Annotated in this window: 5 protein-coding genes; all 5 read left to right on the top strand. The window is 40.9% G+C overall.

Features of this window, described 5'->3' with window-relative positions; translation table 11 throughout:
• Positions 1–11 precede the first annotated feature (11 nt).
• The 5 genes from pgdA (at position 12) to glyS (ending at position 10,838) form a co-directional block, all read left to right on the top strand.
• The gene (gene pgdA, locus STO1_RS06455; protein WP_096422465.1) at positions 12–1,400 is read left to right on the top strand and encodes a peptidoglycan-N-acetylglucosamine deacetylase PgdA; all 1,389 of its coding nucleotides are present in this window, start codon (positions 12–14) and stop codon (positions 1,398–1,400) included.
• Positions 1,401–1,481: 81 nt separating this feature from the next.
• The gene (locus tag STO1_RS06450) at positions 1,482–2,324 is read left to right on the top strand and encodes an aldo/keto reductase (RefSeq protein WP_096422463.1); all 843 of its coding nucleotides are present in this window, start codon (positions 1,482–1,484) and stop codon (positions 2,322–2,324) included.
• A gap of 289 nt (positions 2,325–2,613) precedes the next feature.
• Positions 2,614–7,125: a S8 family serine peptidase gene (locus tag STO1_RS06445; RefSeq protein WP_096422461.1), complete on the top strand. Its 4,512-nt coding sequence runs from the start codon at positions 2,614–2,616 to the stop codon at positions 7,123–7,125.
• Positions 7,126–7,623: 498 nt separating this feature from the next.
• Complete coding sequence (gene glyQ, locus STO1_RS06435) at positions 7,624–8,541, top strand: glycine--tRNA ligase subunit alpha (protein ID WP_007521433.1); 918 nt, start codon at positions 7,624–7,626, stop codon at positions 8,539–8,541.
• Between the two features lie 260 nt (positions 8,542–8,801).
• A complete protein-coding gene (gene glyS, locus STO1_RS06430) occupies positions 8,802–10,838 on the top strand; it encodes a glycine--tRNA ligase subunit beta (protein ID WP_061588073.1) in 2,037 nt (678 codons plus the stop codon).
• The last annotated feature ends 37 nt before the right edge of the window (positions 10,839–10,875 follow it).

The raw sequence follows: 10,875 nt of genomic DNA, 5'->3' as shown, positions 1-10,875 counted from the left end.
ATGATGGAAATATGAAGAAAAATATGAACCGTGTTTCTCACGATAAAAAGAGAAGGTTATTGCTTTCCTTTGTTGGGATCTTAGGAATCGCTATGATTCTTTTGGGAAGTGCCATTGGCTACAAGGTTCTACAAAAGCAATCTTATGAACAAAAAATTGAAGCGTTAAAAAGCGAAAAGGACCAGCAATTCAACTCAGGTAGTCAGAAGGACCATTTCCGAAAAGGGCAAGCTGAGGTGATTGCCTACTACCCTCTGCAAGGAGAGGAAGTCATTGCGTCTATTAGAGAAAAAATCAACCAGGATATCAAAGAAAAGCTAGAAGATAAAGAGGATTTGGTCTTTTATTATACTGAGCAGCTGGATCCCGTCCTAAAGGGAGTTGTTGCTCGTAATATCAGTAAGCAAGTCTACGATTTGTCTGCATCTAAGGTTGAAGAAAAAGAAAAGACTTCTTTAGGAAAAATTTTCTTGACTGAAGATGGGAAAGATTTTGACCTCAGCAAACTCTTCAAAGATGCAAGCAAGGCTAAGGAACTCTTACTGAGTCAGGTCAAATCAACTCTAGAAGATAAGAAACTTGACCAGGCAAAAATTGATCAAGTTGTAAAAAACTTCACAGATCAGGACTTATCATCTTGGAGTTTTGATTATAAAGATAGTCAAATCATCCTTTATCCTGCTAATTCTGAAGAGACTGTTGAAGAAATTGCTTTACCAATATCCAGTTTCTTTGATGTCATTGAGTCCTCTTATCTATTAGAAAAGGATGCTGAACTCTATCAAGCTTACTTTGCTCAGAAAAATAAAAAAGTTGTAGCCCTGACCTTTGATGATGGTCCAAATTCGACTACAACTCCACAAGCTTTGGATACCTTGGCTAAGTACGGTGTAAAGGCGACCTTCTTTGTACTTGGAAAAAACATAGCAGGAAATGAAAATCTTCTGAAACGAATGAAATCGGAAGGCCATGTTGTGGGAAATCATAGCTGGGATCATCCTGTCCTTTCTAAATTATCCCTCGAAGATGCTAAAAAGCAAATCACGGATACAGAAGATTTGTTAACTAAAGTTTTAGGATCAAGTTCTAAACTCATGCGTCCGCCTTATGGTGCCATTACAGATGATATCCGTAACAGTCTGGACTTGAGCTTTATCATGTGGGATGTGGATAGTTTGGACTGGAAGAGTAAGAATGAGACAGCCATTTTGACAGAGATTCAGCATCAGGTTCGTAATGGATCGATTGTTCTTATGCATGATATTCATGGCGCTACGGTTAATGCTCTTCCAAAGATTATAGAATATCTGAAAGAACAAGGTTATACATTTGTGACCGTTCCTGAATTGCTCAATTCTCGCTTAAAAGCTCACGAGATCTATTACGATCGTGATCAATAATTGTTAAAATCTAAAGGGGCAAGTGTTCTGATAATCAGGATTTTGTTTCTTTAGATTTTCTTCACATAGAAAGGAAAAACGATGAAATCTTACACCCTTAATAATGGAGTTTCAATTCCTGTACTAGGATTTGGAACATGGAAAGCTGAAAATGGTGAGGTAGCCTACCAAGCCGTTTTAGAAGCCTTAAAGGATGGTTATCGACATATCGATACTGCAGCTATCTATAAAAATGAGGAAAGTGTTGGTCGCGCTATTCGAGATAGCGGTCTTCCACGACAAGAAATCTTTGTAACGACCAAACTCTGGAATATCAATCACAGCTATGATGAAGCACGCCAAGCATTTGAAGAATCAATGGAAAAACTGGGATTGGATTATCTAGATTTGTACCTTATCCATTGGCCAAATCCAAAACCTTTAAGAGAAAATGACGAATGGAAAACTCGCAATGCTGAAGTCTGGAGAGCGATGGAGGACCTTTACCAAGAAGGCAAAATCCGTGCTATCGGCGTTAGTAATTTCCTTCCCCATCATTTGGATGCCTTGCTTGAGACAGCAAGAGTCATTCCAGCGGTCAATCAGGTGCGCTTGGCACCAGGAGTTTATCAAGAGGAAGTGGTTGACTACTGTAGAGAGAAAGGAATTCTCTTAGAGGCTTGGGGACCTTTTGGCCAAGGAGAGTTGTTTGAACAGAAAGAAGTCCAAGAAATTGCTGCTAAGCATGGGAAATCAGTGGCTCAAATCGCCTTGGCTTGGAGTTTGGCAGAAGGCTTTTTACCCCTACCTAAGTCAGTGACAGCCTCTCGTATCCAGAGCAATCTTGACTGTTTTGGAATTGAACTCAGCAAAGACGAGCGAGAAATCTTAAAGACAATTTCAGTGACTTCGGGCGCACCTCGTGTGGATGAGATGGATTTTTAGTTTGTGAAATCTATTTATACCGAAATAACAAAGACTAGGATTTTTAAATCCTAGTCTTTTTGTGTATAAAAAATCTAAATTGTTTGTATAATAAAATAATTTTATGGATTGAAATATAGGAACGAATTTAGAAAATATTGGTTTGATGGAGCAAATAACACGAATGATAAAATTAAATAAGCAAAATATATACGTAAATATTACATTTTTGTGACAATTCAGATTTTTATGAAAATTTATGATTATTTGCGTTATAATAGGTATACTTTAAAGAAAAAGGAGATTATTTATGAATAGACGACAACGTTTTTCATTACGGAAATACAAATTTGGTCTTGCTTCAGTTTTATTGGGAACTGCATTGGTTTTTGGAGCAAGTCAAGTCAGTGCCAATGAGCAGAGTACAGGTGAAAATCAAGCCCAAACTCAGGCAATCAAGACAGAGCTGAAAGACGATAAGCGCTCAAACTTTTCAACTGACCAAACCAATACTAATGTGATAGCTCCAGTAGTTGGAGAGAAACAAGAAGCTGAAACTTCTAAAGAGGATGCTAGTAAACAAGAAGCTAAGGTGGAAGCTCCGGTTGATAAAACTGCTGAAGCTCAAGAATCAGGAAAAGATAGCGCAGTTGCAAAAGAAGAAAATCAAGTTGTCGTCCAAAAAGAAACAACAGTCGCTACCAGTCCGGCGCCTGCCACAGAGAAGGCTTCTGAGTTGGAGAAAAAAGAGGCTCAAGCAACGACAGCTCCTAAAACTACTGGAGAAACGGCAACTACTGAAAAAGAACAAGAAAAAGCTGAGTCTGCAAAACCCAATAGTCTTTCAAGCAATGATATCATCACAGTACCAAAAACTTGGAAGGCTGGTTACAAGGGGACGGGGACCGTTGTTGCCATTATTGACTCTGGGCTTGATTTGAATCATGAGGTTCTTCGAATTTCAGACCCGTCAAAAGCAAAATTTAAAAACAAGGAAGCCATCGAAGCAGCTAAAAAGGCTGCTGGAATCGATTACGGTAAATGGTATAGCGATAAGGTTGTCTATGCCTATGACTACTTTGACGGAACGGATAAGATCAAAGAAGCAGAAAGAACTTCTCATGGGATGCACGTAACAGGGATTGCGGCTGGAAACCCTGATAAAGAAGCACCAAATGGTGAAAAGGTCTATGGTGTGGCGCCAGAAGCCCAAGTCATGTTTATGCGTGTCTTTTCAGATAGCCAAAAGACGACTAGTTCTGCCCTTTATGTAAAGGCGATTGATGACGCAGTTGCCTTAGGAGCAGATGCCATTAATATGAGTTTGGGATCTAGCACAGGTTCTATGGTGGATGCTGGTTCTGATATTGTGGATGCCATCAAACGCGCTCGTGCCAAGGGAGTATCTGTTCTTATCTCAGCAGGAAATAGCAATACATTTGGAAATGGTTATTCAAAACCACTAGCCGAAAACCCAGACTATGGCTTGGTTGGAAATCCATCCACTGTTGAGGATTCGATTTCAGTTGCTTCTGTCAACAATAAAACATTGACAACAGCCGTTTTTGAAGTTAAAGGTCTAGAGGGAAATGCCGGCCTTCATAACGGAAAATTTGATTATAATCAACCTGAAGCAGATAAGGACTTTGAAAAAGGAAAAGAGTACGAATACGTCGAAGCAGGGTTAGGTCGTGAAGAAGACTTTGCGAAGTTGGATTTAACTGGGAAACTTGCCCTCATTCAGCGTGGATCTATGAATTTTTCAGAGAAGATCAAAAATGCACGAAAACACGGTGCAGTTGGTGCTTTGATCTACAATAATGTAGAAGGTGCAAACATCAATATGTCTATTGATGATGAAGCAAAGAAAATTCCTTCTGTATTTATTTCTAAACAGTATGGTGAAGCCTTAAAATCAGGAAACTACAAGATTGTTTTTAATGGTAAGATGGATAATCGTCCTTCTGATGTAGCCAATCAGCTATCTGACTTTTCAAGTTGGGGAGTGACCACCGATGGACAATTGAAACCAGACGTGACAGCTCCTGGCGGCAATATCTACTCATCTTTTAATGACAATACCTATGGTAGTATCAGCGGAACCAGTATGGCGGCTCCTCACGTTACGGGTGTTGCAGTTCTGGTTAAGGAATACCTTCAAAAACACCATCCAGAATTGACTCCTGAGCAAGTATCAGAGACTGTCAAGGCCTTGATCATGTCAACTGCAAAACCACATGTTAATAAGGACACAGGCACTTATACCTCTCCTCGTCAGCAAGGTTCTGGTATTGTGGATACAGCTGCTGCAGTGTCAACTGACCTCTATGTAACGGGTGAAAATGGTTATCCAAGTGTGACTTTGGGAAATGTTGGAGATCAATTTACTTTCAAGGTCACTGTACACAATATTTCAGATACTGACCGTACTCTCAAGATGGTTGTGAATACCAATACAGATGAGGTCCAAGATGGAAAATTCACCCTTCGACCTCGAAAACTAACGGAGACAGTCTGGCCTGAAGTGACTGTCAAAGCCCACAGCAGTCAAACAGTCACTGTCAAAGTGGATGCTCGAAAATTTGCTGCTGAACTCAGCAAACAAATGCCAAATGGCTATTTCCTTGAAGGGTTTGTTCGCTTTGTAGATCCAGCAGATGATGGAGATATTGTGAGTCTTGCATTTATGGGCTTCCGAGGTGAATTCCAAAATCTCCCCGCTGTCGAAAAACCAATTTACAATCTTGTTCGAGAAGGGAAAAATGGATTTTACACGGAAATAGACAAGGAAAATCCTGCCGTTAACTACTCTAATGATGCCACCTATCTCGCAACCTTGCAAAATGACCTTCTTGTTTCTAAAGGTCAACGCCAAGGACGCCGAATTACCGTTCTTGGGATTGAACAAAATGCTGAAGGTAAGCATGTTCTTCAGTTGGACGAAAAAGGGAATGTCCGTATTGCCATTTCTCCAAATGATGATGGAAACAAAGACCTGGTTGAATACAAAACGGTTGCTTTGAGAAATCTTGTAAATCTTCGTGCTACAGTTTATGCGGCTACGGATACCAAGCATGAACATCCTATTTGGGAGGGCGATGCAAAGGATCTGCGTAAAAATTATTTTGATGGTGACAGTAGAAATCTGAAGAGTTATATTCTAGATAATACTGCTTGGAGAGGCCAGGATTTTGATGGCAATACTGTTGCGGATGGTTTATATGACTATGTTATTAGTTACACACCAGACGTTCCAGGAGCCAAAGAACAATACACGACCTTTAAAATTCAAATTGATACTCAAAAACCTGTCATCACAAGTGGTTATATTCGCTTTAAAGATGGAAATCAAGAATTCGTAGCTCGCAAACCAAAAGATGTGGGTCAAGGCGGTATCCTTTCAGAAAAAGTCTTCTACCTCACCCCATTTGACCAGAAAGGGACCATGGTTCTATCTGAGAAAGACCAGTCTGGAACTCGTGCGCTTGAGAACACCCATCTGATTAAGGCCAATGCTGACGGTAGTTATACACTTCCTAAGAATGTTGACAAGGCTAATATTTACTATCTTGTAGAGGACTATGCAGGAAATGTAGACTATATCTCACTTGCTGAACTTGTCCGCGATCAAAATAGTGGTCGAGTGAAAATTGCCTTGAAGAATGCAAAAACAAATCAGGATATTGATACCCTCTACGTCTATCGAATCAAAAATAGCAAGGGGCAATATGTTGATGTTGACAAGACAAAAGCGATTCATTTCTTACAGTTTGGTCATTATACAGCAGAAATTTTCAGTTATGACCGAACAGAATTGAAATTTATCAGTGCCTTGTCCCAAGAGTTTGACTTGACGGAAGAAAATAGTTTCCAAACCATTACCTTCCTAGCAAATCTCCTAGAATATGCACCTGTGTCTGTTTCCTTCAATCGAGTAGTTCCAAAGACGACTACAGTAGTTTTGAAAGGAAAAGATGGGACAAGTATCACTCTTCCTGCTGAAAAATACGGTCAATACGCCTTCGGTAAGAAAGTTGCTACAGGTCGTTATACTGTACAAGTCACCTTGCCAACTGGATATGAACTCCTTGAAGATCTCGTTTCCTTGCTCGTTCAGCCAGGTCGAAATAATGCTTTGCGTCTATCTGTTGTGTCTAAGTTGGCCTTGATTGCTGCGGTAAATCAACAAAAAGAACTGGTAGAAACGTCTCGCTACTTTAATAGTAGTGCAGATAAGAGAAAAACTTATGACCAAGCTTTCCAAGTTGCGCAGTCAGCCTTGTCAAGCAAGTTGAAACAAGAATTGATTGATGGCGTTCTCGCTAGTCTTGAAGCTGCTGGTAAAGCTTTGGATGGAAAAGATTCGAACGTTACAGCCTTGAAAGAAGCTATGAAAGCTTACTATGCAACGACTAAAACTGGACGATATGCTAATGCCAAGGAAAAAGTACGTCGAGCTTATGATCGTGCCTTCCAAGAAATTGCCTTACTAGCTGTGGATCCTAAAGTCAAACAGGATCAAATTGACCAATCTCTCATTGCCCTAGCGACGGCTAAAAGCAAATTAAATGGCAAAGCTACTGACTTCTCTAGTCTGAAGAAACTGGTCAAGAATGAACGCCTTTTCCAAGAAAAGAATGCGAGATTTATCTATGCAGACAAGAAAGAAAAAGCAGCCTATCTTCTAACTTTTAAAGAGGCACAGGAACTCCTTAATGATCCAGGAGCGAGCCAAGAAGATGTCAAAGATGCCATTACAGCATTGAAACAAGCCAAGAGAAATCTACATGGCAAAAAACCAAAAGCGAAAAGACATCCTTAAACAGGAGTTTCTGAAGCTTTACTATTAAATGAGTCTGGAACTTTGTTTTCAGACTCATTTTTGGTTTACACTAACTAGAAAATCTGCTATAATACTAGCTAGGAAAGAAAGTCTTATGGCGTTCTTCAAGCGAGCTTGGGGTAGTGGGAGCCAAGTAGAACAAGGTAAGAAACTGGCACTTTCTGTCGTATTTTTAAAAACAATGAAGTAATAAATTAGGGTGGAACCGCGTTTCTGACGCCCCTAGGTCACAGACTTAGGAGCAAAGACACGGTTCTTTTTGCATCCAAAGTCATAAGAATTTATAAAAAAGGAGTAAACAATGTCTAAGAAATTGACTTTCCACTGCGTCAGTGGCAGAGACCTCCTTACAGTCGGACTGCCCCACGCTCAGCACTAGAGTCCCTGAGCTAGACGCAGTACTAACTCGTCTTGCCTCGTATAATCGACAAGGCAGACTCGTGTCGCAAAAAATCATTTTTTATTAAGGAGTATTCAATGTCTAAGAAATTAACATTTCAAGAAATTATTTTGACTTTGCAACAATTTTGGAATGACCAAGGTTGTATGCTCATGCAGGCTTATGATAATGAAAAAGGTGCGGGGACGATGAGTCCTTACACTTTCCTTCGTGCTATTGGGCCTGAGCCATGGAATGCAGCGTATGTAGAACCATCACGTCGTCCTGCTGACGGTCGTTATGGAGAAAATCCTAACCGTCTCTACCAACACCACCAATTCCAAGTGGTCATGAAGCCTTCTCCATCAAATATCCAAGAACTTTACCTTGAGTCTTTAGAAAAATTGGGAATCAACCCTTTGGAACACGATATTCGTTTCGTTGAGGACAACTGGGAAAACCCTTCTACTGGTTCAGCTGGTCTTGGATGGGAAGTTTGGCTTGATGGGATGGAAATCACTCAGTTCACTTATTTCCAACAAGTTGGTGGATTGGCAACTGGCCCTGTGACTTCGGAAGTTACCTATGGTTTGGAACGTTTGGCTTCTTACATTCAAGAAGTGGACTCTGTCTATGATATCGAGTGGGCCGATGGCGTAAAATATGGAGAAATTTTTATCCAGCCTGAGTACGAGCACTCAAAATATTCATTTGAAATTTCGGACCAAGAGATGTTGCTGGAAAACTTTGATAAGTTTGAAAAAGAAGCTGGTCGTGCCTTGGAAGAAGGATTGGTTCACCCTGCCTATGACTATGTTCTCAAATGTTCACACACCTTTAACCTACTTGATGCACGTGGTGCCGTATCTGTAACTGAGCGCGCAGGCTATATCGCCCGTATCCGTAACTTAGCCCGTGTAGTAGCCAAAACCTTTGTCGCAGAACGCAAACGCCTAGGCTACCCACTCTTGGATGAAGAAACAAGAGCGAAACTCCTAGCAGAAGACGCAGAATAGTAAGTAATACTGTGCCTAAAGATCGTTAAAGGCAAGTCGAAGACTTGCTAGAGAGATATGCACCGCCGTACTGTTATGTGGGGATTTTTGAAACCTTGGGTTCAAAAATCAGTCAGCTAAATCCACTTTGATGAGACTGTTGGAAATCTTAGTTTATTTGGTATAAGATTTCCTTACAGACTCACAAAAGTTAGTTAGCGACGTCCCCAGTACATAAGGTGCATATCAAAAAAGATTGAAGAAAATGTAAAGGAAAAAACATGACAAAAAACTTATTAGTAGAACTCGGTCTTGAAGAGTTACCAGCCTACGTAGTAACTCCAAGCGAAAAACAACTAGGTGAAAAAATGGCAGCCTTCCTCAAGGAAAACCGCCTGTCTTTTGAAGCCATTCAAACCTTCTCAACACCACGTCGTTTGGCTGTTCGTGTGACTGGGCTTGCAGACAAGCAATCTGATTTGACAGAAGATTTCAAGGGACCAGCAAAGAAAATCGCCTTGGATAGTGATGGAAACTTCACCAAAGCAGCCCAAGGATTTGTCCGTGGAAAAGGCTTGACGGTTGAAGATATTGAATTCCGTGAAATCAAGGGTGAAGAATATGTCTATGTTACCAAGGAAGAAGTGGGGCAACCAGTTAAAGCCATTGTTCCAGGTGTAGTAGATGTCTTGAAGTCACTGACATTCCCTGTCAGCATGCACTGGGCTAACAATACTTTTGAATATATCCGCCCTGTACACACTTTGACAGTTCTCTTGGACGAGCAAGAGTTTGATTTGGATTTCCTTGATATCAAGGGGGGGCGTATGAGTCGCGGTCATCGTTTCTTGGGACAAGAAACTAAGATTCAGTCAGCATTGAGCTACGAAGAAGACCTTCGTGAACAGTTTGTAATCGCGGATCCACGTGAACGTAAGCAAATGATTGTTGACCAAATCAAGGCAATCGAAGCTGAACATGGTGTACGTATCGAAATTGATGCTGACTTACTGAATGAAGTCTTGAACTTGGTTGAATACCCAACTGCCTTTATGGGAAGTTTTGATGCCAAATACCTTGAAGTTCCAGAAGAAGTTTTGGTGACTTCGATGAAAGAACACCAACGTTACTTCGTTGTTCGTGATCAAGATGGCAAGCTCTTGCCAAACTTCATTTCAGTTCGTAATGGAAATGCAGAGCATTTGGAAAATGTCATCAAGGGAAATGAAAAAGTCTTAGTTGCCCGCTTGGAAGACGGTGAATTCTTCTGGCGTGAAGACCAAAAATTGGTCATTTCAGATCTTGTTGAAAAATTGAACCATGTGACCTTCCATGAAAAGATTGGTTCCCTTCGTGAACACATGATTCGTACAGGTAAGATTGCCGTCCTTTTGGCGGAAAAAGCTGGTTTATCAGTGGATGAAACGATTGATCTTGCCCGCGCAGCATCCATTTACAAGTTTGACTTGTTGACAGGGATGGTTGGTGAGTTTGATGAACTCCAAGGAATTATGGGTGAGAAATATGCCCTCCTTGCTGGTGAAACTCCAGCAGTTGCGGCTGCCATTCGTGAACACTACATGCCTACATCAGCGGACGGAGCTCTCCCAGAGAGCAAGATTGGAGCCATTCTAGCCATTGCAGACAAATTGGATACGATTTTGAGTTTCTTCTCAGTAGGCTTGATTCCATCAGGTTCTAATGACCCTTATGCCCTTCGTCGTGCAACTCAAGGTGTAGTTCGTATCTTGGATGCTTTTGGTTGGCACATTGCTATGGATGAGCTGATTGATAGCCTTTATACGTTGAAATTCGACAGCTTAACTTATGAAAATAAAGCAGAGGTCATGGACTTTATCAAGGCTCGTGTCGATAAGATGATGGGTTCAACTCCAAAAGACATCAAGGAAGCAGTCCTTGCAAGTTCGAACTTTGTCGTGGCGGATATGTTGGAAGTAGCAAGTGCTCTTGTCGAAGCAAGCAAGGAAGAAAACTTCAAACCGTCTGTCGAATCCCTCTCACGTGCTTTCAATTTGGCTGAGAAAGCGGAAGGAACTGACACGGTTGATTCTGCTCTCTTTGAGAATGAAGAAGAGAAAGCCTTGGCGGAAGCAGTAGAATCACTCGTTTTATCAGGGACTGCAAGTCAGCAATTAGAACAACTCTTTGCGCTTAGTCCAGTTATTGATGCTTTCTTTGAGAATACTATGGTAATGACCGATGATCAAGATATTCGTCAAAATCGATTGTCCATCCTATCGCAATTAACCAAGAAAGCAGCTAAGCTTGCACGCTTTAACCAAATCAATACCAAGTAGACTCTCTATTAAACGAACTGTATCTTTTTATAAAGGA

The organism is Streptococcus oralis subsp. tigurinus, assembly GCF_002356415.1.
GTDB classification, from domain to species: domain Bacteria; phylum Bacillota; class Bacilli; order Lactobacillales; family Streptococcaceae; genus Streptococcus; species Streptococcus oralis_F.
The sequence above is the reverse complement of the archived record's forward strand: the minus strand, read 5'-3'. Positions and strand labels throughout refer to the sequence as shown.

What these genes read in the sequence shown, in the direction of transcription:
- pgdA (WP_096422465.1), top strand. Translation starts at nt 12, where the DNA reads ATGAAGAAAAATATGAACCGTGTTTCTCACGATAAAAAGAGAAGGTTA.
- STO1_RS06450 (WP_096422463.1), top strand. Translation starts at nt 1,482, where the DNA reads ATGAAATCTTACACCCTTAATAATGGAGTTTCAATTCCTGTACTAGGA.
- STO1_RS06445 (WP_096422461.1), top strand. Translation starts at nt 2,614, where the DNA reads ATGAATAGACGACAACGTTTTTCATTACGGAAATACAAATTTGGTCTT.
- glyQ (WP_007521433.1), top strand. Translation starts at nt 7,624, where the DNA reads ATGTCTAAGAAATTAACATTTCAAGAAATTATTTTGACTTTGCAACAA.
- glyS (WP_061588073.1), top strand. Translation starts at nt 8,802, where the DNA reads ATGACAAAAAACTTATTAGTAGAACTCGGTCTTGAAGAGTTACCAGCC.